Raw genomic sequence first — 25,020 nt, forward strand, 5'->3', positions numbered from 1 at the left:
GATCACTTTCTTTACGTTTTCTCTGGTCAATCTTCTCAACTCCCCTACAGAATCGGCGCGTTCTGCATCCGACCTGCATTTCATGTGGCGTCCCTGGGGGATCTGGCGTGTCTCGTATGTCTGAAACTCGCCGTCGTCGGCGTCGTGTCCACCGCACCCTCGTGCCGGGGCTCGGCCTCGCTCTGCTCGTGACGCTGCTGCCCGCTCAGGCGGCGCTGGCGATCCCGCCCGATCCGGCGAAGACGGGGCGCGAGGAACTGGTCCTGGAGAAGCTCGACCAGGACCGGACGGTGTCGGGCAGGACCGTCAACCGGAACCTCGACAGCCTGAAGACCGAGACCCCGGAGGATCTTCAGCGGGCGCCTGCGGGCACCACCACCGTGCCGCCCGCCGACACCGGGTCGGTCACCTTCGGCTCCGGAGCCTCCGGAACGGCGGGCGTCAGCACGGCGGCGGCCCCTACGGCCGCCGTCGACCTCCTGGCGGACGTGACCCCCGTGGCGGACCTCCCGGTCAGCCTGGGGCAGGCGCCCGGGGAAGCCGCGCCGACCGGCACCTGGCAGGTCACGGTCGCGGGCCGGACGGAAACGGTCGCCCAGGGACTCGACGGCGCGCTGCTCACCGTACGGCCCCCGGACTCCGGCGCGGTGCCGGTCTCCGTGCGGTTCGACTACGAGAAGTTCAAGAACCTGTACGGCGCCGACTGGGCCTCGCGGCTGCGCCTCGTCCAGTTCCCCGCGTGCTACCTGACCACCCCCGATCGGGAGGAGTGCCAGGCGTACGAGGAACTGGAGACGGTCAACGACACCGCCACGGGAACGGTCACCGCGACGGTCGACACGGGGGCGGAAACGGCCGCGGACGGCGCGAAGACGGCCTCCAGCGTCACGCGCGCCGGTTACCCGGGCCGTCCGCGAGCCGCCACGGCCGCCGGCGCCGCCACCGTCCTCGGCCTCACCGACTCCGGTAAGGGCACGAAGGGCTCCTTCACGGCAAGCCCGCTGGCCTCCAGCGGAACCTGGGCCGCGGGCGGCTCGTCCGGCTCCTTCTCCTGGTCGTATCCGTTGACCGTGCCACCGACGCCCGCCGGCCCGTCCCCGAACATCTCCCTCTCGTACGACTCCCAGGAGGTGGACGGCAAGACGGCCGTCTCCTCGCCGCAGGCCTCGTGGATCGGCGAGGGCTGGCAGTACGAGCCCGGCCACATCGAGCGGCGCTACCGCTCCTGCAAGGACGACACCAAGAAGCTCAAGGCCGGCACCCCCAACAACACCGCCGAGAAGAACCGGACGTCCGACCTGTGCTGGGTGTCGTACAACGCGGTGATGTCACTGAACGGCCGGACCACCGAACTGGTCAGAGTCGGCGACACCAACACCTACCGCCCGCAGAACGACGACGGCACGCGCGTCGAGCTGAAGACCGGTGCCGCCAACGGAGCCTATGACGGCGAGTACTGGGTGGTCACCACCTCGGACGGCACGGCGTACTACTACGGACTGAACGCCGTCGGCGGCGGCCACGCCACCACCAACTCCGTCTCCACCGTGCCCGTCTACAGCAACCACCCCGACGAGCCCTGCTACTCCGCCACCTTCGCGGCCTCCCGCTGCGGGGCGGGGACCCGGACGGCGTGGCAGTGGGGCATGGACAAGGTCGTCGACGTCCACGGCAACGCGATGGTCGTCAACTGGAAGCAGGAGACGAACCACTACTCCGTCAACAAGAAGTTCAAGTCCCCGGAGAAGTACGACCGGGCCGCCCACCCCGTCTCCATCGAGTACGGGATGCGCACCGCCGACCTGACCAAGCCGTCCGCCACCGTCGAGTTCGGCGTCCAGCAGCGCTGCCTGACGTCGGCCGCCGCCTGCGACCCGGCGAACTTCGCCAAGACCGACGACCCCGGCGCGTACCGCCCCTGGTGGGACACGCCCGGCAACCTCAACTGCAAGTCCACCTCGAAGTTGTGCCCCGCCTTCCCGTCCTTCTGGACCCAGCTGCGCCTGGACACGGTGACGACGAAGGCCGCCCGCCCCGGCCAGAGCGTCGGCACGCTGGGCAAGGTCGACACGTACACCCTCCACCAGTCCCTCCCCGAGGGCTGGTACGACACGACCCCCGGCCTCTGGCTCAACTCGATCACCCGCAGAGGCTTCGCCCCCGGCGACACCACCGGCACCCTCCAGTCCAAGGACGGCGTCAGCTTCGGCGAATACCGGGTGGGATCCTCCTCCCCGCTGCGCGCCCGTCTGAGGGACCGGCAGCTGCCCAACCGGGTGCCGACCGGGCCCGGGGACCAGGCCCCCGGCTTCACCCGCCCCCGCATCGGGACGGTCGCCACCGAGAACGGCGGCGACATCCAGGTCGAGTACACCGGCGGCTGCGCGGCCGAGCCCGCCACCGACAAGGGCAGGAACAACACCACCTGTTACCCGGTGCGCTGGTCCCCGGACGGGGAGGAGAAGACCCCGGCCAAGGCGTGGTTCAACAAGTACGTCGTCGCCTCCGTCACCGAGACCGACCGGGTCACCACGCACGGCAAGCCCGTCGTGACCGTGTACAAGTACACCTCCCCCGCCTGGCAGAAGGCCGACGACGAGTTCCTGCGTCCCGCGCTGCGCACGTACAGCGTCTGGCGCGGCTACCGGCAGGTCGCCGTCACCAAGGGCAGCAAGTCCACTTCCCAGCAGGGCGAACCGCAGTCCCAGTCGTACACCGTCACCCGCTTCTTCCAGGGTGCGGGCGGCCAGGTGAAGGACTCCAAGGACGCCGTCGTCCTGCTCGCCGACGACGCACCGCAGTTCGCGGGCATGACCGCCGAGACGCTGACGTACGCGCACTCGGAAGGCCGCGTCCTCACCCGGAGCCTGACCTTCCCCAGATCGAAGCAGACCGCCTCCAGACCTCGCCAGGCCGAGGACGGCACCGATCTCGACCCGCTGCTCGCCCACCGCACCTGGGTCGCCCGCACGGACGCCGTCCAGACGGTCCGCGACAGCTGGCGGGCGGTACGGACCGAGACGACCGTGGACGACACCTACGGGCTGCCCACCCAGCTGGAGATGTCGGTCGTCAAGCCCAACGGCACCGGCGAGACCCTCAGCGACCAGGTCTGCCTGCGGACCTCCTACCTCCACAACACGGCCGACTGGATCATCGGCAAGGCCAAGGAGACCCGCTCCACCGCCACGCCCTGCTCCGGCTTCGACACCGCCGACCCCGCGACGGAACTGCTGAGTTCGGCCCGTACCTCCTTCGACGGCCAGGCATGGGGAGCCGCCCCGACCAAGGGGCTGGAGACGGTCATCGCGGAGCTCGACGGCGGCGGCTCGGCCCACTCCGTGACGACCACGACGGCGTACGACCCGCTCGGCCGCGTCCGGAAGGTCACGACGCCGCTCAACGGCACGTCGGAGACGGTCTACACCCCGGGCGACAGCGGCGGCCCCGTCACCGCCGTCAAGCAGATCAACGCGAAGGGCCACGCCTCCACGACGGCGTACGACCCCGGGCGCGCCCTCGCGCTGACGGCCACCGACCCGAACGGCCGGGTCACCAGGACCGAGTACGACGCGCTCGGCCGCCTGGTCAAGGGCTGGTCGCCGGGGCGCTCCTCGGGCGGAAAGTCCCCGGACACCCAGATCTCCTACCGCGGTGCCGTCGCGACGCCCGACGAGACGCGCCCCGCCGCCGTCACCGTCAAGTCACTCAAGGACGACGGGAGTTACGCGACCGAGGTCACCCTCTACGACGGCCTGGGCCGCCCGGTGCAGACCCAGGGCGAGGCCCACGGCGCCGGCCGGATCATCACCGACACCAAGTACAACGACCACGGCCTGGTCCTGGAGCAGACCGGCGGCTACCTCGCCCAGGGCGAGCCCGAGACCAAACTGTTCGCCCGGGTCTCGGAGTCCCTCGTACCGAACAAGACGAAGACACGGTACGACGGCCTGGAACGCCCGATGCGCTCCTCCGTCTACCACGGCGCCGACTTCAAGTACGCGACGTACACCACGTACGGCGACGACTACGTCTACGTCGACCCGCCGGGCCAGACCGCCCCGACCACCCAGAGCTTCACCGACGCGCAGGGCCGCGTCACCTCGGTCCAGCACCACACCCAGGCCGGTGGCAGCGGCACCCAGCGGACGACGAAGTACACGTACGACGCGCGCGGCAACCACACCAAGGTCACCGACCCGGCCGGCAACACCTGGGAGTACACGTACGACGTCCGCGGGCGCCTGACCAGCTCCACCGACCCCGACACCGGCACCTCCACCTTCGCGTACGACGCCGCCGACCGCCGGACGCGGGCCACCGACGCGCTCGGTAAGAGTGTCCACACCCAGTACGACGAACTGGACCGCGTGGTCGCCGTCCGCGAGGGCTCGGCGACCTCGGCGCCGGTCAAGGAGTTCACGTACGACACCCTGCCCGGCGCGACCGGGCTGCCCGTCGCCTCGATCCGCCGCGACGCGACGGGCGACTACATCGACCGGGTAACCGGTTACGACACCGACTACCAGGTCACCGGCCGGGAAACGGTCATCCCCTCCCACGCGACAACAGCCGGGCTCTCCGGGACATACGCGTACTCCTACGCCTACACGCCCACCGGAAAGCCGCTGTCGGTCACGCTCCCGGCGAAGGGCGGGCTGGCGGCCGAGAAGGTCGTCACGCGGTACGACGACGGGCTGCCGGAGTCCACCTCGGGCATCTCCTGGTACACCTCCGACATCACCTACTCCCCGTACGGCGAGCCGCTGCGCTCGGTCAGCGGGTCGCAGCCGTCGCGGGTCTGGACCACCAACTTCGTGGACCAGCACACCGGGAGCCTCCAGCGCACGGTCACCGACCGCGAGACCGCGGGCACCTACCGGGTCGCGGACAGTTACTACTCGTACGACGCCTCGGGCACGATCAGCTCCAACTCCCGCAAGCTCACCGACGCGTCCGGCTCCACCTGGGACAACCAGTGCTACACGTACGACGCGCTCGGCGAACTGGTCCACGCCTGGACGTCGAACATCACCCCCGGCACCTCGGGCACCGGCTGCCGCTCGTCCGGCGGCACCAACTGGGGCTACCGCGCGGACGGCGAGCCCTCCGGCGGCCCGGTCGCGGACGCGCCGACGGCGGCCACCGACACGACGACCCCCAGCGCGGGCCTGACCACTTCGCTGGCAGCGGCGGCGCCCGCGCCGACGACGGTCTCGACGGGCTCCACGGCATACCGCCAGTCCTTCACCTACGACTGGCTGGGCAACCGGGCCACGCTGACGGACCACGACCCGGCCGACGCGGCATCGAGCGTCACGTACACCTCCCGGTACGGCCGCCAGGTCACCGGCAAGGGCCTGGTCCAGCCGCACACCCTCACCTCGGTGTCCGCCACGGCGGGCGGCAAGAGCAGCGCGTATTCGTACGACGACGTCGGCAACACCACGGTCCGCGACCTCCCCGCCACCACCCAGAACCTGGCCTGGACGGCGGAGAACAAGCTCGACACGATCACGGACGACGGTGTCAGGACGCGGTACGTGTACGACGCGGCGGGCAACCGCATCCTGGAGAACTCACCGACCGGCTCCACGCTCTACCTCGGCGAGACCGAGCTGACCACCGACGCCACCGGCAAGATCACGCGGGCCTCCCGGGCGTACTCCCAGCCGGGCGCCCCGACGGTCGTCCGCACCACGGTCAACGGCGCCACCACGGGCCACACCCTCAACGCCCTGATCTCCGACCACCTCGGCACGGCCAACACCACGGTCGAACTGGGCGCGTCCCAGACGGTCACGCGCCGCGCCTTCAAACCGTACGGCGAGGCCCGCGGCTCCAAGCCCACTGCCTGGCCGAACAGACGCGGCTACCTCGGCACCGGCATCGACGACGCGGCCACGGGCCTGACCCACCTGGGCGCCCGCGAATACGACCAGGCGGCGGGCCGCTTCCTCTCGGCAGACCCGGTCATGGACATGACCGAGCCGCTCCAGATGAACGGCTACGCGTACGCGGGCAACAGCCCGGTCAGTTCGAGCGACCCGACGGGGTTGTGCCCGGCGGACATCTGCGGAGAGGGGGCACAGAACCCTTCCCCGCACTACGGCGGCGGTACGAAGAAGGGCGGTGGCGGTGGCGGGGGCGGGGGCAAATCCACTGCGGGGAGCGGCAGTTCGGGCACCACGACGACGGTCACATACACGATCACCAAAACGGTCACGGTGACCAAGCCCGCCCCCTGTGACTTCATCTGCAAGGCCAAGGGCTTCTGGAAGAAGTACAAGACCGAGATCATCACCATCACCACCGAAGTGGTGGTGGGCGTGGCCTGCGGCACGGTAGCGGTCGGCGCGGGTGCGGTGACGGGCGGCGTCGGCGCCGTGGCGGTGGGAGCGTCCTGCGGGGCTATCGCGGGCGGGGTCGCGGGAGCGGTCGGCAACGCGATGGACTCCGAGGCGGACAAGAGCCTGGGCGGCTTCGCGAAAGCGGTCGGCAAGGGAGCCGCGGTCGGGGCTGTCGGCGGGGCCGTCGGCGGAGCGATCGGCAAGGCCGTCGCCAAGGGCGCCAAGGCGGTCGCCTCCAAGGTCGTCAAACGGGGAAGCGGGGGCGGCAGCCCGAAGGCTGCGCCGACGGGCCCCACCCCTCGTGGATCAGCCGGAGCAAAATCCAGGCCCTCGTATTCCAGTGTGGAAGCGGCACCGTCAGGATGGACGCCGGAAGGTCAAGCCGCTCGTGGAAACGAGTTGGCGAAAGAGGCTGCCGTGTCTCAAAGGACCGCGCGAACCGCCTCTCGTACCTACGCCTCCGGCTATCACACAGACACCGGGGACTTGGCGGTCGCTTCGTCCGGCCCCAGTACCGCTAACTGCGGGACCAGTTTCTGTGCAGAGGGAAATGTGGTGGAAGCTCTTGGTGGGGATTGGAGCAAGGTGAAGTTTGGAACGGCCTACGTTGCTGAGGCAACCGAGTCTGGATATCGAGCGGTTGGGAAACTTGTCTGCCCGAAATGCCAGCTAGACTATCCGTCGAGTAGTTTCAGTCCGGGAGTGGGCGGGGTTCCCGACGGGCCTTGGTTCGGCTGAGGGGTTGAGCGTGGGGACTCTCCGTATTGCAGACTTCAACTAAAGGTGTATTTTGTTATGTATCAAATGGTTCGTATGGAAATGGATCGCCATGATTGGCATTCCGTGGAGTGTGGGTGTGGAAAATCTGCGGATCACTTTCTAGGTGTTCTGCGGGAGGGTGTGGGGGGCAGTTTTTCTGCCATCCGTTCCCTTGAGGGGCATGTCTTCATCCAATCGAATCTCATGCCGCCTGCGCCTGCGGTCACTTCTGTGGCGATGGCGGCACTCGGAGGCCCTGACACGTTGGGTGGCAGGGAGGATCTTGTCTGGCTGATTCTCTCCATTGCGTCCGGAGAGGAGGATGGGGATTCTGTCGAGTCCAGCATTTACTGGAAATGTCATGAATTGATTCGCGATGGTCTTTGGGTGATTTACCGAGAAGCGATCAGCGGGGGGAGTGAGGTCAAAGCGAGAAATGCGCTAGATGTTGCGGAGATTGTGGAGTGGGATGAAGATCGACTTGACGGGTATCGACGAGCAATTCGGGAGATCCATGGCCGGGTAAGTTAGTTCGACTTCAGTACCGCCGCAGGCGAGCGCCACGGGACGAGGGATGTCCAGCCGACCACGGGCATCGTCTCGTTGTAGTGGGGAGCGAACTCCGCGGTGATGAGGGGCGGCATCCGGAAGCCTTGGCCGCGCACGTGCTCCGTGAACGCCTCGGGGAGCGCGGCGTGATGGGTCTCGACGTAGTGAGGGAAGTCCTGGCGCCAGAGCCAGGTGCCGTCGGTGAGTAGCGATGAGCAGCCCGCGGAGTGCCGGTGAGGGCGCCCAGTGAGGACGTCGCGGCCGGATTCCATCACGTCGATGAGGTAGTGGCCGGCGTCCAGGTAGGCCACCAGGTCCGCCTCGTCCGGCTTGCCTGTGGGGCGGACCGCGTCGTGCAGGGAGCCGTTCGGTTGGCCGGGCCCGGCGTCGAGTTCGTCGTAGAAGCCCAGCAGTCCCAGCACCCTGTCTCTCCTTTGTCGGCGGGTCGTCCCGAACGTAGTTCATGGAGCGGGGCGTGGAGGGGTGCGGACCGTCGCCGAGGGCGCTCGCACGAGCGGTGGTTCGAGGTTTGCGTCACGCTGTGTGGCCGGATATGCGTAGAGTCATCCGTAATGGCGTGCTTACGGGTGATTGCTGACCTGTGTGCACCCTTCGGGGCCTTCCGCGCGCTGAGATTCGTGTGGTGACCGACGTCGATCTCGGAGGTGCGCGCGGGCAGGAGAGCGGTACGGACGGAGTGGACGGCCCGGACGGGTCCGGCTGGGGGCCGGACTTCGAGGATGACGACTCGGGGGCCGTCGTCGCGGCGCTGGGGCGGCAGGATCGCCGCGATGAAGGAGGACATGGCGGAGGCGCACCACCCGAAGAAGGTCCGGGGCGTGAAGAAGCTGGAGGACGAGGCCGTCGAGCTGCTGGCCTACAACAACTCCGTCATCGAAGGGCTGTTGCAGACCGAGGAGTACGCGGAGGCCGTGTTCGGCAACCGGCGACCGCCGTTCTCCGAGGAGGAGGTGGAGCGGAGGATGGCCGGGGGTACGGCGCGGAAGCAGATCCTCGGGGCCCCGACCGCGCAGCCCCTCTTCAGCTTCGTTCAGTGCGAGGCCACCCTCCGCCGCGATGCCGGGGCACAAGGGTGATGCGGCGCCATCTCGAACACCTGCTGGAGGTAGGGCAGTTACGCAGTGTCGACTTTCAGGTGCTCCCGTTGGAGTGTGCGGAGAAGGTCGGCCTTGACGGTGCGTTCCGGCTGCTCAGGCTGAAGGACGGAACTACGATCGCGCTGAACGAGATCCAGCTCCTCAGCCGCGTGATCTCCAACCCGAAGAGGTCCAGCTCCTGGACATCCGCTACGGGACGATTCGGGCGCAGGCTCTCCCGCCTCGGGAGTCACTGGACTTCATCGAGAAACTGCTGGGAGAGACATGACCTTCAAGCCTTCTGCCGGAGACGCTTGCGGCCCGGCGTGGTTCAAGAGCAGCTACAGCACGGATGACGGCCCTTCGTGCGTCGAGGTCGGCGCTGCCTCGTGCACGGTCCATGTCCGTGACTCCAAGGACATACGGCTGCCCTCCCTCGGCTTCTCCGTCGCCGCGTGGGCCGATTTCGTTCCGTACGCCGCGGACATCCCGGAGAAGAAGCGCTGACCCTACGCGGCTGAGCGGTCGGGGAGTCAGGGAGTCACGGAGTCCTCGTCTCCGTGCCGGAACGCGGCGCGGGCACGGTCGGGAGGGTGCCGTCGGCGACCAGGTCCGTCACGGCGGCCGTGTGTTCGCGGATCAGGTAGTCCGTGGCGTGTTCGGTCGTGGACTGGTATTCCAGGTGCTCGCCGTAGAAGCGCAGGCGCGTCTGACAGCCATCGATGATCTCGCCCCAGGTCCGGACCCAGATGCGGTACGTGGGGTGGTCGGCCGCGCAGCCCGGTGCGCGGTCGCGCTGGTGGGCCTGTTCGCGGAGGGTCTCGTCCATGGTGTTGCCCACCAGCCAGAAGTCCCAGGTCACCCGGGTGTCCCGGAACCTCGGGTCCCGCCGGACGGCCTGTGCGTAGCTGCTGATCTGCGCGAACTCGGTCATGCCCAGGGTGACCTCGGGGCGCTTGAGTTCGATCACCAGATGGTGTCGCTCGTCGTGCCGTTGCCGTGCGGCTTTCGACAGCATGAGGTCGACGATGCCCGTCCGGCCGTCCTCCCGCAGCACCGGAGTGGGCGTCGGTGCCTCGCGGCCGAGCAGCCGGCAGTGCTGGGCCAGCACCTCGTTCAGGCTCCGGTCGCTCGCGTGCAGCCCGTACTCCTCGCCGAACACCCAGCACTCGTTCTCCAGGATGCGGTGGAGCTCCGAGCGCTCCTTCACCCGGCCCCTGGTCTCGGTGTCGAAGACGAGGTGTTCGAGGGCGGCCAGGAAGTCCAGCCGACTCGTCGCCACCGTTGATGCCTTGATCAGGGCGGAGAGCGGGGTCCGGTCGAGGAGCCGGGCCAGTTCCTCACGCTCCTGCTTGGAGAGGGTGAAGAGCTCTTCCACGATCCGCAGCACGTCGTGGGGCTCGTGCGCCAGTACGGACCGCATCAGCGCGAAGGTCGTCCGCTGGGTCTTCTTCACCTGCGGCAGATGCCGGATCACCGTCGTCGCCACCGCGTCGAACGTCTCCCGTTCCGCGCGCTCCTGGTCGCTGCCGGGCTCGCCCTCGTACGGGTAGATGCCGTCCGAACGCCAGGACCGTACGAGCTCTCTGCGACGCTCGTCGGCGCGGGAGCGGAAGTGCGTCCTCATGCGTTCACGGGCCGCCGCCACCACCTCGGCCGTAAATCCGTCGGGAGTCCAGTCGGCGAAGGTGAGGTCTCCCGCCTCCGCGTCCTCGAAGCCGGGCCAGGAGAGGTACGCCGTGAAGTGGAAGCCGGGGGCCTGGATCTCGGGCCTGAGCTGGGCCAGGGACATACCGCGGCCGTCGCAGAGGATCAGGGCCCGGGTGACGGGCCGCTTCCACTCGATGAGGCGGAGCTGCGCCGGGCCGGCCGGGCAGCCGGAGCCCGTCGGGATCTCGTACGGGCCGGTGACGTGCAGCTGTTCCGACGACGGGTCCAACCGGCGGCCGTCGTACTCGATGTCGATGTCCGGGTACGCGGCGAGATAGAGGGCGAAGGCGGCGGTCAGGGCCGAGCGGGCGGTGTCCTCGGTCAGCCGCTGCGCCTCCTCGCCGCCGAGCGCCTCGAAGACCGTGCCGGTCGGCCCGGTCGCCGGTTCGGGATCGCTGACGTCGAACTCGTCCATGGAGGCGCGGTCCGACTCGATGACCACGCGGTGGAGCCCGTGCGGGCCCTCGCTCACGCTGGTCCAGCGGATCTCCGTACCGAGCGCGAAGGCGCGCACCCGGCCTCGGCCGTTCTTGCCGTGCAGGGTCCGCTTCTTCACCGGGCTGGTCCCCGCGCTCTTCTTCCAGGAGACGCCGAGGTGCCGGAAGTACTCGTCACAGCGGTCCGCCGCGATGCCCGTGCCGTCGTCGGTGACGATCACCCGGTCGACCGCTCCGAGGTCGCCGCGCTCCAGGACGACGCTCACCCGCCCGGCGTCCGCGTCCAGCGCGTTCCAGATCAGTTCCTCGACGGCTCCCACAGGGTTGCTCAGGCGCGCGAGTTCCGCGACGTGCTCCCTGCCGATCATCAGCCGTAACTTTGCCATGACTCCCGGTACCTTTCACCGCTTCCGACCGCGCCGTTTCCGAGCGATCACGTTCGGGTGAGGATAGCCCGCGATTTCACTGTTCGTGACTCAATCACTACTTTAAGTGAGACTCTGGGGTGGGGGTGCACCCGGGTGTCCGGGTCGGTGTCCGTGCGTCCGGGTGGCGATGAGTAGCCGATCGCCGCGTGGGGTACGCTTTCCGGCCCGATTGGCCAGGGTCAAGGGCCCTGTGGCACACTGTTCAGGTTGCTCGGTTGAGTGCCAATGCTGCGCGCCTCCCGCCGGGAGGACCGGAAGCGAGTCCCACAGTACTCGTCGTCTCCAACTGCCTTACGGGGCAGCGCTGGGGCCGGACGTACGGGAATCTTCCGGGAAGTGTCAGCGGGGTGCCGACCAGGCTCCCGGTGGTGGAACGCGATGTACCCCGCGGTTCTCCCCGGCTCGCGGACGTTGGGCCCGCACCCCTTGCAGGGAAAATCCTTCGGGAGATTTTCATGGACGGGGCCGCGACACGCCCGACCGCGTGGGTCGGAGAAGAGCCCGGAACCACCGGGTCCCAGAGCGTTACGAGAGACAGGACTACGAAGCAGCCATGGCGGGACAGAAGATCCGCATCCGGCTCAAGGCCTACGACCACGAGGTCATCGACTCCTCGGCGAAGAAGATCGTCGAGACGGTGACGCGTACTGGTGCGTCGGTCGCGGGCCCGGTGCCGCTGCCCACTGAGAAGAACGTGTACTGCGTCATCAAGTCGCCGCACAAGTACAAGGACTCGCGCGAGCACTTCGAGATGCGCACGCACAAGCGCCTGATCGACATCCTCGACCCGACGCCCAAGACCGTTGACTCGCTGATGCGCCTGGACCTTCCGGCCGGCGTTGACATCGAGATCAAGCTCTGAGAGGCGCGGAAGAGATGGCAAAGCAGATCAAGGGTGTCCTGGGCGAGAAGCTCGGCATGACCCAGGTCTGGGACGAGAACAACCGTGTCGTCCCGGTGACCGTGGTCAAGGCCGGACCCTGCGTCGTTACCCAGGTCCGTACGAATGACTCCGACGGCTACGAGTCGGTCCAGATCGCCTTCGGCGAGATCGACCCGCGCAAGGTGAACAAGCCCCTCAAGGGCCACTTCGCCAAGGCCGACGTGACCCCCCGCCGCCACCTGGTGGAGCTGCGGACCTCCGACGCGAGCGAGTACACGCTCGGCCAGGAGATCACCGCCGCCGCGTTCGAGTCCGGCGTCAAGGTTGACGTCACGGGCAAGAGCAAGGGCAAGGGCTTCGCCGGTGTCATGAAGCGTCACAACTTCAAGGGCCTCGGCGCCGGTCACGGCACCCAGCGCAAGCACCGCTCTCCCGGTTCCATCGGTGGCTGCGCCACCCCGGGCCGTGTGTTCAAGGGCCTCCGCATGGCGGGCCGCATGGGCAACGAGCGGGTCACCACCCAGAACCTGACCGTTCACGCCGTTGACGCGGAGAAGGGCCTGCTCCTGATCAAGGGCGCGGTTCCTGGTCCGAACGGCGGCCTCGTCCTGGTCCGTACCGCGGCCAAGGGGGCCTGAGGTAACTGATGAGCACCGTTGACATCCTTTCGCCGGCAGGCGACAAGGCCGGGACCGTCGAACTCCCCGCGGAGATCTTCGACGCCAAGGTCAGCATCCCGCTGATCCACCAGGTCGTTGTCGCCCAGCTGGCCGCTGCCCGACAGGGCACGCACAAGACCAAGACCCGCGGCGAAGTCCGTGGCGGTGGCAAGAAGCCGTACCGCCAGAAGGGCACCGGCCGCGCCCGCCAGGGTTCGACCCGCGCTCCGCAGTTCGCCGGCGGTGGCGTCGTCCACGGCCCCGTGCCGCGTGACTACTCGCAGCGGACCCCGAAGAAGATGAAGGCCGCCGCCCTGCGCGGTGCCCTCACCGACCGGGCCCGTCACTCTCGTATCCACGTCGTCTCCGGCCTGGTCGAGGACGCGGTGTCCACCAAGGCCGCCAGGACCCTGCTGGGCAAGATCAGTGAGCGGAAGAACCTGCTCCTGGTCGTCGAGCGGGCCGACGAGGCCGCGTGGCTCTCCGCCCGCAACCTGCCCCAGGTGCACATCCTGGCGCCGGGCCAGCTGAACACGTACGACGTGATCGTCTCCGACGACGTGGTCTTCACCCAGGCCGCTTTCGAGTCCTTCGTGTCTGGCCCCCAGAAGGCCGATGACAACGAGGGGAGCGAAGCCTGATGGCCGAGATCACCAGCAAGTCCTTCCACGACCACCGCGACATTCTTGTCAAGCCGGTTGTGTCCGAGAAGAGCTACGCGCTGCTCGACGAGAACAAGTACACGTTCATCGTGGCGCCCACGGCCAACAAGACCCAGATCAAGCAGGCCGTGGAAGCGGTCTTCTCGGTCAAGGTCGCCGGGGTCAACACGATCAACCGCCAGGGCAAGCGCAAGCGCACCCGCACCGGTTTCGGTAAGCGCGCCAACACCAAGCGCGCCATCGTGACCCTCGCTGAGGGCGACCGTATCGACATCTTCGGCGGACCGACCTCCTGACGGAGGTCGAGACGTCCAGGATCCGGAATTCTTCCGAGGACTGAGAGACAATGGGTATCCGCAAGTACAAGCCGACGACCCCGGGCCGTCGTGGCTCCAGCGTCGCCGACTTTGTCGAGATCACGCGGTCCACGCCGGAGAAGTCGCTGGTCCGCCCGCTGCACAGCAAGGGCGGCCGTAACAACGCCGGTCGTGTGACCGTTCGCCACCAGGGTGGTGGCCACAAGCGCGCCTACCGCGTGATCGACTTCCGTCGTCACGACAAGGACGGCGTGCCTGCCAAGGTCGCGCACATCGAGTACGACCCGAACCGCACCGCGCGCATCGCGCTGCTCCACTACGCGGACGGCGAGAAGCGCTACATCATCGCCCCCCGTGGCCTGGCGCAGGGCGCCCGTGTCGAGAACGGTCCGGCCGCCGACATCAAGCCCGGCAACAACCTGGCGCTGCGCAACATCCCGGTCGGTACGACCATCCACGCCATCGAGCTGCGGCCCGGCGGCGGCGCGAAGTTCGCCCGCTCCGCGGGTGCCTCCGTGCAGCTGCTGGCGAAGGAGGGCTCCATGGCCCACCTGCGCATGCCGTCCGGTGAGATCCGGCTGGTCGACGTCCGCTGCCGCGCCACCATCGGCGAGGTCGGCAACGCCGAGCAGTCGAACATCAACTGGGGCAAGGCCGGCCGTATGCGCTGGAAGGGCGTTCGCCCGACCGTCCGCGGTGTCGCGATGAACCCGGTCGACCACCCGCACGGTGGTGGTGAGGGCAAGACCTCCGGTGGTCGCCACCCGGTCAGCCCGTGGGGTCAGAAGGAGGGTCGTACTCGCTCGCCGAAGAAGGCAAGCAGCAAGTACATCGTCCGCCGCCGCAAGACGAACAAGAAGCGCTAGGAGCGGGTTTAGATGCCGCGCAGTCTCAAGAAGGGGCCCTTCGTCGACGGACACCTCATCAAGAAGGTGGACGTACAGAACGAGGCAGGCACCAAGAACGTCATCAAGACCTGGTCCCGTCGCTCGATGATCGTCCCGGCCATGCTGGGCCACACGATCGCGGTGCACAACGGCAAGATCCACGTCCCGGTGTTCGTCACCGAGTCGATGGTCGGCCACAAGCTCGGCGAGTTCTCGCCGACTCGCACCTTCCGCGGCCACGTCAAGGACGACCGGAAGTCGAAGCGCCGCTAACGCGGGGTGAACTGACTATGACTCACACCGAAGGGACAACCATGGAAGCCAGGGCCCAGGCGCGGTACATCCGCGTCACGCCCATGAAGGCCCGCCGCGTGGTGGACCTCATCCGTGGCATGGATGCCACGGAGGCTCAGGCGGTCCTGCGCTTCGCCCCGCAGGCCGCGAGCGTGCCGGTCGGCAAGGTGCTGGACAGCGCCATTGCCAACGCCGCGCACAACTACGACCACTCCGACGCCAACTCGCTGGTCATCAGCGAGGCGTACGTGGACGAGGGTCCGACCCTGAAGCGGTTCCGGCCGCGCGCCCAGGGCCGTGCCTACCGGATCCGTAAGCGGACCAGCCACATCACCGTGGTCGTCAGCAGCAAGGAAGGAACCCGGTAATGGGCCAGAAGGTTAACCCGCATGGGTTCCGGCTCGGTATCACCACGGACTTCAAGTCCCGCTGGTATGCCGACAAGCTGTACAAGGACTACGTCAAGGAAGACGTTGCCATTCGTCGCATGATGACGAAGGGCATGGAGCGGGCCGGCATCTCCAAGGTGGAGATCGAGCGCACCCGCGACCGCGTCCGTGTCGACATCCACACCGCGCGTCCGGGCATCGTCATCGGCCGCCGCGGCGCCGAGGCCGACCGCATCCGCGGCGAGCTGGAGAAGCTGACCGGCAAGCAGGTCCAGCTCAACATCCTTGAGGTCAAGAACCCCGAGGTGGACGCTCAGCTCGTGGCCCAGGCCGTGGCCGAGCAGCTCTCCTCGCGTGTCTCCTTCCGTCGCGCCATGCGCAAGAGCATGCAGTCGACGATGAAGGCCGGCGCCAAGGGCATCAAGATCCAGTGCGGTGGCCGTCTCGGCGGCGCCGAGATGTCCCGCTCGGAGTTCTACCGCGAGGGCCGCGTGCCCCTGCACACGCTCCGCGCCAACGTGGACTACGGCTTCTTCGAGGCCAAGACGACCTTCGGCCGTATCGGTGTGAAGGTCTGGATCTACAAGGGCGACGTCAAGAACATCGCCGAGGTCCGCGCCGAGAACGCCGCGGCGCGCGCCGGCAACCGTCCCGCCCGCGGTGGCGGCAACGACCGCCCCGCCGGCCGCGGTGGCCGTGGTGGCGAGCGTGGCGGACGTGGCCGCAAGCCGCAGCAGAGCCCGGCTGCCGAGGCCCCCAAGGCCGACGCCACCGCCGCTCCTGCCGCTGAGGCGACGACCTCTTCTAACGGCGGAACGGAGGCCTGACCGAAATGCTGATCCCCCGTAGGGTCAAGCACCGCAAGCAGCACCACCCGAAGCGCAGCGGTATGTCCAAGGGTGGTACGCAGGTTGCGTTCGGCGAGTACGGCATCCAGGCGCTGACCCCCGCGTACGTGACGAACCGGCAGATCGAGTCCGCTCGTATCGCCATGACCCGTCACATCAAGCGTGGCGGCAAGGTCTGGATCAACATCTACCCGGACCGTCCGCTCACGAAGAAGCCCGCCGAGACCCGCATGGGTTCCGGTAAGGGTTCCCCCGAGTGGTGGATCGCCAACGTCAAGCCCGGTCGGGTGATGTTCGAGCTGTCCTACCCGAACGAGAAGATTGCGCGTGAGGCGCTTACCCGCGCTGCTCACAAGCTTCCGATGAAGTGCCGGATCGTTCGGCGCGAGGCAGGTGAGTCGTGATGGCGGCCGTGACCAAGGCGTCCGAACTGCGCGAGCTGGGCAACGAGGAGCTTGTCGACAAGCTCCGCGAGGCCAAGGAAGAGCTGTTCAACCTCCGCTTCCAGGCGGCGACCGGTCAGCTCGAAAACCACGGGCGGCTGAAGCTCGTGCGCAAGGACATCGCGCGGATCTACACCCTGATGCGTGAGCGCGAGCTGGGCATCGAGACGGTGGAGAGCGCCTGATGACTGAGAACAACGTGACCGAGACCAAGGCCGCGCGCGGCGACCGCAAGACCCGTGAGGGTCTTGTCGTCAGCGACAAGATGGACAAGACCGTCGTCGTCGCTGTCGAGGACCGCGTCAAGCACGCTCTGTACGGCAAGGTCATCCGCCGTACGAACAAGCTCAAGGCTCACGACGAGCAGAACGCCGCCGGCGTCGGCGACCGCGTCCTCCTGATGGAGACCCGGCCGCAGTCCGCCACGAAGCGGTGGCGCATCGTCGAGATCCTCGAGAAGGCCAAGTAAGAACCCTCCGAGGGGGTTTCCTCTCGGAACAGTTCCGCCAGGCTCCGGGGGCCGTTCGGTGAACGGCCCCCGGGGAACCGGCAGACGATCAGGAGATAGACGTGATCCAGCAGGAGTCGCGACTGCGCGTCGCCGACAACACGGGTGCGAAGGAAATTCTCACCATCCGTGTTCTCGGTGGCTCGGGTCGCCGCTACGCGGGCATCGGTGACGTCATCGTCGCCACCGTCAAGGACGCGATCCCCGGTGGCAACGTGAAGAAGGGTGACGTCGTCAAGGCGGTCATCGTTCGCACCGTCAAGGAGCGTCGTCGTCAGGACGGCTCGTACATCCGCTTCGACGAGAACGCCGCTGTCATTCTCAAGAACGACGGCGACCCTCGTGGCACCCGTATCTTCGGCCCGGTGGGCCGTGAGCTGCGCGAGAAGAAGTTCATGAAGATCATCTCGCTCGCGCCGGAGGTGCTGTAAGCATGAAGATCAAGAAGGGCGACCTGGTTCAGGTCATCACCGGCAAGGACAAGGGCAAGCAGGGCAAGGTCATCGTGGCCTACCCCACGCAGGACCGTGTTCTCGTCGAGGGTGTCAACCGGGTCAAGAAGCACACCAAGGCCGGCCAGACGGCTCGCGGTTCGCAGACCGGTGGCATCGTGACCACCGAGGCCCCCATCCACATCAGCAACGTTCAGCTGGTCGTGGAGAAGGACGGCAAGAAGGTCGTTACCCGCGTCGGCTACCGCTTTGACGACGAGGGCAACAAGATCCGCGTTGCCAAGCGGACCGGTGAGGACATCTGATGACTGCGACCACTACCGCGCCGCGTCTGAAGCTGCGCTACCGCGAGGAGATCGCCGGCAAGCTGCGTGAGGAGTTCTCGTACGAGAACGTCATGCAGATCCCCGGCCTCGTCAAGATCGTGGTCAACATGGGTGTGGGCGACGCCGCCCGCGACTCCAAGCTGATCGAGGGTGCCATCAAGGACCTCACCACGATCACCGGCCAGAAGCCGTCCGTCACCAAGGCCCGCAAGTCGATCGCGCAGTTCAAGCTGCGCGAGGGGCAGCCGATCGGCTGCCACGTCACCCTCCGCGGTGACCGCATGTGGGAGTTCCTGGACCGTACGCTGTCGCTCGCGCTGCCGCGTATCCGTGACTTCCGCGGCCTGTCGCCCAAGCAGTTCGACGGCCGTGGCAACTACACCTTCGGTCTCACGGAGCAGGTCATGTTCCACGAGATCGACCAGGACAAGATCGACCGGGTCCGGGGCATGGACATCACCGTGGTGACCACGGCGACCAACGACGACGAGGGTCGTGCCCTCCTTCGTCACCTCGGCTTCCCGTTCAAGGAGAACTGACCGTGGCGAAGAAGGCTCTGATCGCTAAGGCCGCCCGCAAGCCGAAGTTCGGCGTACGCGGCTACACCCGCTGCCAGCGCTGCGGCCGGCCCCACTCCGTCTACCGCAAGTTCGGCCTGTGCCGCGTGTGCCTTCGTGAGATGGCCCACCGTGGCGAGCTGCCGGGCGTGACCAAGAGTTCCTGGTAGTCCTCCGTTCCGGAGAACTGCCCGAACTCTCGGTAAGCAATTGGTTGGCGGGAGCCCTCTCCCACATGCCGTAGGCTTGTGGGGTTGGGCGCCCGCCGTCCACTAAGACTTACTACGCCGTAGGTCCCCGCACCGCACCCGTCCCGGCTCTGACCGGGGAGAGGGATGGCGCATACAGGAAACCCCGGCGAGAGAGGCCGAAGGCCAACTCATGACCATGACTGATCCCATCGCAGACATGCTCACGCGTCTGCGCAACGCGAACTCGGCATACCACGACGACGTCGTGATGCCGCACAGCAAGATCAAGTCGCACATCGCGGAGATCCTCCAGCAGGAGGGCTTCATCACCGGCTGGAAGGTCGAGGACGCCGAGGTCGGCAAGAACCTCGTCCTGGAGCTGAAGTTCGGCCCGAACCGCGAGCGTTCGATCGCCGGCATCAAGCGCATCTCCAAGCCGGGTCTGCGTGTGTACGCGAAGTCCACCAACCTGCCGAAGGTCCTCGGTGGCCTGGGCGTGGCGATCATCTCCACGTCCCACGGTCTTCTGACCGGCCAGCAGGCAGGCAAGAAGGGCGTAGGTGGGGAAGTCCTCGCCTACGTCTGGTAGTCGGGAACGGAGGAAAAGCTCATGTCGCGAATCGGCAAGCTCCCCATCCAGGTTCCCGCCGGTGTGGACGTCACCATCGATGGCCGCACGGTCGCGGTGAAGGGCCCCAAGGGTTCCCTCTCGCACACCGTCGCCGCGCCGATCGAGGTCACCAAGGGCGAGGACGGCACCCTCTCGGTGCTGCGCCCCAACGACGAGCGTCAGAACAAGGCCCTGCACGGCCTGTCCCGCACGCTGGTGGCGAACATGATCACCGGTGTGACCCAGGGATACATCAAGGCGCTCGAAATCAGCGGTGTCGGTTACCGCGTCCAGGCGAAGGGCTCCAACCTGGAGTTCGCCCTGGGCTACAGCCACCCGATCCTCATCGAGGCCCCCGAGGGCATCACCTTCAAGGTCGAGACGCCCACGAAGTTCACCGTCGAGGGCATCGACAAGCAGAAGGTCGGCGAGGTCGCCGCTAACATCCGCAAGCTGCGGAAGCCCGACCCGTACAAGGCCAAGGGCGTCAAGTACGCGGGCGAGGTCATCCGCCGCAAGGTCGGAAAGGCGGGTAAGTAAGCCATGGCATACGGTGTGAAGATCGCCAAGGGTGACGCGTACAAGCGCGCCGCCATCAAGCGCCGCCACATTCGCGTGCGCAAGCACGTCTCCGGCACGCCGGAGCGTCCGCGCCTCGTCGTGACGCGCTCCAACCGCAACATCGTGGCCCAGGTCATCGACGACATCGCGGGCCACACGCTCGCGTCCGCGTCGACCCTGGACACCTCGATCCGCGGTGGCGAGGGCGACAAGAGCAGCCAGGCGCAGAAGGTCGGCGCCCTGGTCGCCGAGCGCGCCAAGGCCGCGGGTGTCGAGGCTGTCGTGTTCGACCGTGGTGGCAACAGGTACGCCGGGCGCATTGCCGCTCTGGCTGACGCCGCCCGCGAAGCCGGGCTGAAGTTCTAGGCCCCGGTTCCGGGACTAACGGACGTAACAGAGAGAGGTAAATCCAATGGCTGGACCCCAGCGCCGCGGAAGCGGTGCCGGTGGCGGCGAGCGGCGGGACCGGAAGGGTCGCGACGGTGGCGCTGCCGCCGAGAAGACCGCTTACGTTGAGCGCGTCGTCGCGATCAACCGTGTCGCCAAGGTTGTGAAGGGTGGTCGTCGCTTCAGCTTCACCGCGCTGGTCGTGGTGGGCGACGGTGACGGCACCGTGGGTGTCGGTTACGGCAAGGCCAAGGAGGTGCCGGCCGCCATCGCCAAGGGTGTTGAGGAGGCCAAGAAGCACTTCTTCAAGGTCCCCCGTATCCAGGGCACCATCCCTCACCCGATCCAGGGCGAGAAGGCCGCGGGCGTCGTCCTGCTCAAGCCGGCGTCCCCCGGTACCGGCGTTATCGCCGGTGGCCCGGTGCGTGCCGTGCTGGAGTGCGCGGGCGTGCACGACATCCTGTCGAAGTCGCTCGGCTCGGACAACGCGATCAACATCGTGCACGCGACGGTGGCGGCCCTCCAGGGCCTGCAGCGTCCCGAGGAGATCGCGGCCCGCCGCGGTCTGCCCCTTGAGGACGTCGCCCCTGCCGCTCTCCTCCGTGCGCGTGCGGGAGCGGGTGCGTAATGGCCCGTCTCAAGATCACGCAGACGAAGTCGTACATCGGCAGCAAGCAGAACCACCGCGACACACTGCGTTCGCTCGGGCTGAAGCGCCTGAACGACGTGGTGGTCAAGGAGGACCGTCCCGAGTTCCGCGGCATGGCGAACACCGTGCGGCACCTCGTCACGGTCGAGGAGGTCGACTGACATGGCGGACAACACCAACCCGCTGAAGGCACACGACCTCCGTCCTGCCCCGGGCGCCAAGACCGCCAAGACCCGTGTGGGTCGTGGTGAGGCGTCCAAGGGTAAGACCGCTGGTCGTGGTACCAAGGGCACCAAGGCCCGCTACCAGGTTCCGGAGCGCTTCGAGGGTGGGCAGATGCCCCTCCACATGCGCCTCCCGAAGCTGAAGGGCTTCAAGAACCCGTTCCGCACCGAGTACCAGGTCGTGAACCTGGACAAGCTCTCCGCTCTCTACCCCGAGGGCGGCGAGGTCACGGTGGCCGACCTGGTCACCAAGGGTGCGGTGCGCAAGAACAGCCTCGTCAAGGTCCTGGGCCAGGGCGAGATCACCGTGGCGCTGCAGGTTTCGGTCGACGCCGTCTCCGGCTCCGCCAAGGAGAAGATCGCCGCCGCGGGCGGCACGGTCACCGAGCTGGTCTGAGTTCGGCTGATTCCAGGGCCTGGGCTGTACCTCGTGTCAGAGGTACGGCCCAGGCCTTTGTGCGCCTCTCGGTGGCTCCATGAGCCCCGCGGGGCTCATGGGAACACCGCGAACACCGTCCCGCCGCCCGGAGGGGCGCAGCGCCCCGGCAACGCGTGGCATGGCCGGAACGGGGCCGTCTTCGAGCCAGGCGGCGATACCCGGATGACCACAGAGCGCAGTGGATGTTCTGGAAGCGCGCGGTCCCCGGTAGGGTGTCAGACGCTGTCGCATGCCTCAAGGCCGCCGGCAGCGGTGGTGACACCGCTGACTGCGGTACCGGCGGCCCGGCAGGCTTCGGCAGACACCTATCCATCGAAACCTCAGACCGTCACCTCTGGCGCAGTAGCGCGGGGGTCGCAGGAGGCACCGTGCTCACCGCGTTCGCCCGGGCGTTCAAGACACCCGACCTGCGCAAGAAGCTGCTCTTCACGCTCGGCATCATCGTGCTGTACCGGATGGGGGCGCATGTACCCGCACCGGGTGTCAGTTACGAGAATGTCCAGATCTGTGTCGATGCGGCCCAGAAGGGCAACAACAGCCTGTTCGGCTTGGTGAACATGTTCAGCGGCGGGGCGCTGCTGCAGATCACGATCTTCGCGCTCGGCATCATGCCGTACATCACCGCGAGCATCATTCTGCAGCTCCTGACGGTGGTCATCCCCCGGCTGGAGGCCCTCAAGAAGGAGGGGCAGTCCGGCCAGGCGAAGATCACCCAGTACACCCGCTATCTGACGATCGCCCTGGCGGTCCTTCAGGGCACCGGCATCGTCGCCGCCGCCCGCAGCGGCTCGCTGTTCAGCGGCTGCCCGGTCGCGACACAGATCATCCCGGACCGGTCCATCTTCACCACGGTCGTCATGGTGATCACCCTGACCGCGGGCACCGCGGCCGTCATGTGGCTCGGTGAGCTGATCACCGACCGCGGCATCGGCAACGGCATGTCCATCCTCATGTTCATCTCGATCGCCGCCGGCTTCCCCGGCGCCCTGTGGGCCATCAAGGAGAGCGGCACGCTCGCGGGCGGCTGGATCGAGTTCGGCACGGTCATCCTGATCGGCTTCGTGATGGTCGGCCTCGTCGTCTTCGTCGAGCAGGCCCAGCGCCGGATCCCCGTGCAGTACGCGAAGCGCATGATCGGCCGCAGGTCCTACGGCGGTACTTCGACGTACATCCCGCTGAAGGTGAACCAGGCGGGTGTCATCCCCGTCATCTTCGCGTCGTCGCTGCTCTACATCCCGGCTCTGGTCGCGCAGTTCTCCAGCGGGAACTCCGCGTGGAAGACCTGGATCGAGGCCCACTTCGTCAAGGGCGACCACCCGTACTACATCGCGACGTACTTCCTGCTGATCGTCTTCTTCGCCTTCTTCTACGTGGCCATCTCGTTCAACCCCGAAGAAGTCGCGGACAACATGAAGAAGTATGGTGGGTTCATCCCGGGTATCCGGGCAGGCCGGCCCACGGCCGAGTACCTGAGCTACGTGCTCAACAGGATCACTTGGCCGGGCTCGCTGTACCTGGGGCTGATCGCTCTCGTACCGACGATGGCGTTGGCGGGCTTCGGCGGTGCCAACCAGAACTTCCCGTTCGGCGGGACGAGCATCCTGATCATCGTGGGTGTGGGGCTGGAGACCGTCAAGCAGATCGAGAGCCAGCTTCAGCAGCGCAATTACGAAGGGTTCCTCCGCTGATGCGAATCGTCCTCGTCGGACCGCCCGGTGCCGGCAAGGGAACGCAGGCCGCGTACCTTGCCAAGAACCTGTCGGTCCCGCACATCTCCACGGGCGACCTCTTCCGCGCCAACATCAGCCAGGGCACGGCCCTCGGCAAACAGGCGAAGGCATACATGGACGCCGGGAATCTCGTGCCCGACGAGGTCACCATCGCGATGGCGCAGGACCGCATGGCCCAGCCGGACGCCGAGAACGGCTTCCTGCTGGACGGCTTCCCCCGCAACGTGTCGCAGGCGAAGTCGCTCGACAAGGCGCTCACGGCGGACGGCGTACGGCTCGACGCCGTGCTGGACCTGGAGGTCCCCGAGGACGAGGTCGTGAAGCGGATCGCCGGCCGGCGCATCTGCCGCAACGACAGCGCGCACGTCTTCCACGTGACGTACAGCCCGCCGGAGCAGGAGGGCGTCTGCGACGTCTGCGGCGGCGAGCTGTACCAGCGGGACGACGACTCCGAGGAGACCGTACGGACGCGGCTTGAGGTCTACCACACGCAGACCGAGCCGATCATCGACCACTACCGGGCGCAGGACCTGGTCGTGACGATCTCGGCGCTCGGCAAGGTCACCGAGGTGACCGAGCGTGCGATGGCCGCGCTGGAGCGCGATCCGGCCTCACGGGCCTGAGGGATCGATGAGGGATCCCTCAGGGATCCCCGTACGAGAAGCAGTAGTACGGCCGTGGTGTCCCAAGGGGCGCCACGGCCGTAGTGTTGAGCAGTCGATCGCAGGGCGGACAGCCCGGCGTATCGGTTCTCCGGACAGTCGAAGGCGGAAGGCACAGGCATGGTGGAGATCAAGACCCCCGAGCAGATCGCGAAGATGCGCGAGGCGGGGCTGGTCGTCGCCGCGGTGCACGCGGCCACCGGCGAGGCGGCCGTGCCCGGCGCCACCACCCGGGATCTGGACCAGGTCGCCCGCAAGGTGCTCGCCGAGCACGATGCGAAGCCGAACTTCCTCGGGTACGGCGGGTTCCCCGCGACCATCTGCACCTCGGTCAACGAGGTCGTCGTCCACGGCATCCCCGACGACAGGACCGTCCTCAAGGACGGCGACATCATCTCGATCGACGCCGGCGCGATCATCGACGGCTGGCACGGCGACGCCGCCTTCACCGCATTCGTGGGCACCGGTCACGCTCCGGAGCTGGTGGAGCTGTCGCGGGTGACCGAGGAGTCGATGTGGGCGGGCATCGCGGCCATGCGGAACGGCAACCGCCTCGTGGACGTGTCCCGCGCGATCGAGACGTACATCAGGCGCCAGCCGCGCCCCGGCGGCGGCAAGTACGGGATCATCGAGGAGTACGGCGGCCACGGCATCGGCACCGAGATGCACATGGACCCCCACCTGCTGAACTACGTCACCCGCAAGCGCGGCAAGGGCCCCAAGCTGATCCCGGGGTTCTGCCTGGCGATCGAGCCGATGGTGTCGCTCGGCACACCCCGTACGCAGGTGCTGGAGGACGAGTGGACGGTCATCACGACCGACGGCACCTGGTCCTCGCACTGGGAGCACTCGGTGGCGCTGACGGAGGAGGGCCCCCTCGTCCTCACGGCCCCCGACGGCGGCCGGGCGAAGCTCGCGGAACTGGGTGTCACGGCGGCGCCGGACCCGCTGGCATCGTAGCGATTCCGCTTAAAAATCTTCCGCGGTGGGCAAACTGAACGGATTCGTCTTT

General features: G+C 67.5%; 29 protein-coding genes and 1 pseudogene. 28 read left to right on the forward strand and 2 right to left on the reverse strand.

Going from position 1 to position 25,020, the window contains the following annotated elements; all coding sequences use genetic code 11:
- The first annotated feature begins 116 nt into the window (after nucleotides 1-116).
- Nucleotides 117-7,088: an RHS repeat-associated core domain-containing protein gene (locus ACFXKG_RS11020; protein WP_384835631.1), complete on the forward strand. Its 6,972-nt coding sequence runs from the start codon at nucleotides 117-119 to the stop codon at nucleotides 7,086-7,088.
- A 57-nt stretch (nucleotides 7,089-7,145) separates the two neighbouring features.
- Nucleotides 7,146-7,640, forward strand: a complete 495-nt coding sequence (locus ACFXKG_RS11025) for a hypothetical protein (RefSeq protein ID WP_384835634.1) — start codon at nucleotides 7,146-7,148, stop codon at nucleotides 7,638-7,640.
- On the opposite strand, the gene ACFXKG_RS11030 is transcribed toward ACFXKG_RS11025, so the two are convergent.
- Nucleotides 7,637-8,080, reverse strand: coding sequence for a hypothetical protein (locus ACFXKG_RS11030; RefSeq protein WP_384835637.1), 444 nt, complete (start codon nucleotides 8,078-8,080; stop codon nucleotides 7,637-7,639). The two genes, ACFXKG_RS11025 and ACFXKG_RS11030, sit on opposite strands and share 4 nt — an antisense overlap.
- Nucleotides 8,081-8,461: 381 nt before the next feature.
- On the opposite strand from ACFXKG_RS11030, the pseudogene ACFXKG_RS11035 reads away from it, so the two are divergent.
- Nucleotides 8,462-9,111 (forward strand): annotated as a pseudogene (locus ACFXKG_RS11035) (DUF5753 domain-containing protein).
- Nucleotides 9,041-9,262 carry a DUF397 domain-containing protein gene (locus ACFXKG_RS11040; protein WP_384835639.1) on the forward strand — a complete coding sequence of 74 codons (222 nt, stop codon included), beginning with the start codon at nucleotides 9,041-9,043 and terminating at the stop codon, nucleotides 9,260-9,262. Before ACFXKG_RS11035 ends, ACFXKG_RS11040 begins: the two are co-directional and overlap by 71 nt.
- Before the next feature lie 34 nt (nucleotides 9,263-9,296).
- Here ACFXKG_RS11040 and ACFXKG_RS11045 read toward each other — a convergent pair whose 3' ends face one another.
- Nucleotides 9,297-11,288 (reverse strand): ATP-binding protein, encoded by a 1,992-nt coding sequence (locus ACFXKG_RS11045; protein ID WP_384835642.1) that lies wholly within the window; start codon nucleotides 11,286-11,288, stop codon nucleotides 9,297-9,299.
- Between the two features lie 595 nt (nucleotides 11,289-11,883).
- Here ACFXKG_RS11045 and rpsJ point away from each other — a divergent pair.
- From rpsJ to map, 24 genes are all read left to right on the forward strand, one after another.
- Nucleotides 11,884-12,192, forward strand: a complete 309-nt coding sequence (gene rpsJ / locus ACFXKG_RS11050) for a 30S ribosomal protein S10 (RefSeq protein ID WP_003948644.1) — start codon at nucleotides 11,884-11,886, stop codon at nucleotides 12,190-12,192.
- A gap of 14 nt (nucleotides 12,193-12,206) precedes the next feature.
- Nucleotides 12,207-12,851: a 50S ribosomal protein L3 gene (gene rplC, locus ACFXKG_RS11055; protein ID WP_365636756.1), complete on the forward strand. Its 645-nt coding sequence runs from the start codon at nucleotides 12,207-12,209 to the stop codon at nucleotides 12,849-12,851.
- 8 nt (nucleotides 12,852-12,859) lie between these two features.
- Nucleotides 12,860-13,513: a 50S ribosomal protein L4 gene (gene rplD, locus ACFXKG_RS11060; protein ID WP_384835645.1), complete on the forward strand. Its 654-nt coding sequence runs from the start codon at nucleotides 12,860-12,862 to the stop codon at nucleotides 13,511-13,513.
- Nucleotides 13,513-13,830, forward strand: coding sequence for a 50S ribosomal protein L23 (rplW, locus tag ACFXKG_RS11065; protein ID WP_365807055.1), 318 nt, complete (start codon nucleotides 13,513-13,515; stop codon nucleotides 13,828-13,830). Before rplD ends, rplW begins: the two co-directional genes overlap by 1 nt.
- 50 nt (nucleotides 13,831-13,880) lie before the next feature.
- Nucleotides 13,881-14,717: a 50S ribosomal protein L2 gene (gene rplB, locus ACFXKG_RS11070; RefSeq protein WP_129770859.1), complete on the forward strand. Its 837-nt coding sequence runs from the start codon at nucleotides 13,881-13,883 to the stop codon at nucleotides 14,715-14,717.
- 12 nt (nucleotides 14,718-14,729) lie between these two features.
- Nucleotides 14,730-15,011, forward strand: a complete 282-nt coding sequence (gene rpsS, locus ACFXKG_RS11075; RefSeq protein ID WP_003966956.1) for a 30S ribosomal protein S19 — start codon at nucleotides 14,730-14,732, stop codon at nucleotides 15,009-15,011.
- A 41-nt stretch (nucleotides 15,012-15,052) separates the two neighbouring features.
- Nucleotides 15,053-15,400, forward strand: coding sequence for a 50S ribosomal protein L22 (gene rplV / locus ACFXKG_RS11080; protein WP_119286202.1), 348 nt, complete (start codon nucleotides 15,053-15,055; stop codon nucleotides 15,398-15,400).
- Nucleotides 15,400-16,248, forward strand: coding sequence for a 30S ribosomal protein S3 (gene rpsC / locus ACFXKG_RS11085; RefSeq protein ID WP_365807057.1), 849 nt, complete (start codon nucleotides 15,400-15,402; stop codon nucleotides 16,246-16,248). The genes rplV and rpsC overlap by 1 nt, the downstream gene beginning before the upstream one ends.
- A gap of 5 nt (nucleotides 16,249-16,253) precedes the next feature.
- Nucleotides 16,254-16,673 carry a 50S ribosomal protein L16 gene (gene rplP / locus ACFXKG_RS11090; protein WP_003966953.1) on the forward strand — a complete coding sequence of 140 codons (420 nt, stop codon included), beginning with the start codon at nucleotides 16,254-16,256 and terminating at the stop codon, nucleotides 16,671-16,673.
- Nucleotides 16,673-16,897: a 50S ribosomal protein L29 gene (gene rpmC, locus ACFXKG_RS11095; protein WP_031230018.1), complete on the forward strand. Its 225-nt coding sequence runs from the start codon at nucleotides 16,673-16,675 to the stop codon at nucleotides 16,895-16,897. The genes rplP and rpmC overlap by 1 nt, the downstream gene beginning before the upstream one ends.
- Entirely contained in the window at nucleotides 16,897-17,181 is a 285-nt protein-coding gene (rpsQ, locus tag ACFXKG_RS11100) for a 30S ribosomal protein S17 (RefSeq protein ID WP_329828618.1), read from the forward strand. The genes rpmC and rpsQ overlap by 1 nt, the downstream gene beginning before the upstream one ends.
- 101 nt (nucleotides 17,182-17,282) lie before the next feature.
- Nucleotides 17,283-17,651: a 50S ribosomal protein L14 gene (gene rplN / locus ACFXKG_RS11105; RefSeq protein ID WP_003966950.1), complete on the forward strand. Its 369-nt coding sequence runs from the start codon at nucleotides 17,283-17,285 to the stop codon at nucleotides 17,649-17,651.
- Nucleotides 17,652-17,653: 2 nt separating this feature from the next.
- Nucleotides 17,654-17,977 carry a 50S ribosomal protein L24 gene (gene rplX / locus ACFXKG_RS11110; protein WP_030351442.1) on the forward strand — a complete coding sequence of 108 codons (324 nt, stop codon included), beginning with the start codon at nucleotides 17,654-17,656 and terminating at the stop codon, nucleotides 17,975-17,977.
- Nucleotides 17,977-18,537: a 50S ribosomal protein L5 gene (gene rplE / locus ACFXKG_RS11115; protein WP_030351443.1), complete on the forward strand. Its 561-nt coding sequence runs from the start codon at nucleotides 17,977-17,979 to the stop codon at nucleotides 18,535-18,537. Before rplX ends, rplE begins: the two co-directional genes overlap by 1 nt.
- A 2-nt stretch (nucleotides 18,538-18,539) precedes the next feature.
- Nucleotides 18,540-18,725: a type Z 30S ribosomal protein S14 gene (locus ACFXKG_RS11120; RefSeq protein WP_003948630.1), complete on the forward strand. Its 186-nt coding sequence runs from the start codon at nucleotides 18,540-18,542 to the stop codon at nucleotides 18,723-18,725.
- Between the two features lie 211 nt (nucleotides 18,726-18,936).
- On the forward strand, nucleotides 18,937-19,335 hold the full coding sequence (gene rpsH, locus ACFXKG_RS11125; protein WP_319680019.1) for a 30S ribosomal protein S8: 399 nt from the start codon (nucleotides 18,937-18,939) through the stop codon (nucleotides 19,333-19,335).
- Nucleotides 19,336-19,356: 21 nt separating this feature from the next.
- Nucleotides 19,357-19,896, forward strand: a complete 540-nt coding sequence (gene rplF / locus ACFXKG_RS11130; RefSeq protein WP_329828620.1) for a 50S ribosomal protein L6 — start codon at nucleotides 19,357-19,359, stop codon at nucleotides 19,894-19,896.
- Between the two features lie 3 nt (nucleotides 19,897-19,899).
- Nucleotides 19,900-20,283: a 50S ribosomal protein L18 gene (gene rplR / locus ACFXKG_RS11135; protein ID WP_384835653.1), complete on the forward strand. Its 384-nt coding sequence runs from the start codon at nucleotides 19,900-19,902 to the stop codon at nucleotides 20,281-20,283.
- Nucleotides 20,284-20,329: 46 nt separating this feature from the next.
- Nucleotides 20,330-20,932, forward strand: a complete 603-nt coding sequence (rpsE, locus tag ACFXKG_RS11140) for a 30S ribosomal protein S5 (RefSeq protein WP_030351447.1) — start codon at nucleotides 20,330-20,332, stop codon at nucleotides 20,930-20,932.
- Nucleotides 20,932-21,114, forward strand: coding sequence for a 50S ribosomal protein L30 (gene rpmD, locus ACFXKG_RS11145; protein ID WP_041985698.1), 183 nt, complete (start codon nucleotides 20,932-20,934; stop codon nucleotides 21,112-21,114). The genes rpsE and rpmD overlap by 1 nt, the downstream gene beginning before the upstream one ends.
- A 1-nt stretch (nucleotide 21,115) precedes the next feature.
- The gene (gene rplO, locus ACFXKG_RS11150) at nucleotides 21,116-21,574 is read left to right on the forward strand and encodes a 50S ribosomal protein L15 (RefSeq protein WP_382888666.1); all 459 of its coding nucleotides are present in this window, start codon (nucleotides 21,116-21,118) and stop codon (nucleotides 21,572-21,574) included.
- Between the two features lie 410 nt (nucleotides 21,575-21,984).
- Nucleotides 21,985-23,304: a preprotein translocase subunit SecY gene (gene secY / locus ACFXKG_RS11155; RefSeq protein WP_384835658.1), complete on the forward strand. Its 1,320-nt coding sequence runs from the start codon at nucleotides 21,985-21,987 to the stop codon at nucleotides 23,302-23,304.
- Nucleotides 23,304-23,969, forward strand: a complete 666-nt coding sequence (locus ACFXKG_RS11160; protein ID WP_384835661.1) for an adenylate kinase — start codon at nucleotides 23,304-23,306, stop codon at nucleotides 23,967-23,969. Before secY ends, ACFXKG_RS11160 begins: the two co-directional genes overlap by 1 nt.
- A gap of 159 nt (nucleotides 23,970-24,128) precedes the next feature.
- Entirely contained in the window at nucleotides 24,129-24,968 is an 840-nt protein-coding gene (gene map / locus ACFXKG_RS11165) for a type I methionyl aminopeptidase (protein ID WP_384835664.1), read from the forward strand.
- Nucleotides 24,969-25,020 lie beyond the last annotated feature (52 nt).

Origin of the sequence: Streptomyces sp. NPDC059255 (genome assembly GCF_042752355.1) — a bacterium.
Taxonomy (GTDB): domain Bacteria; phylum Actinomycetota; class Actinomycetes; order Streptomycetales; family Streptomycetaceae; genus Streptomyces.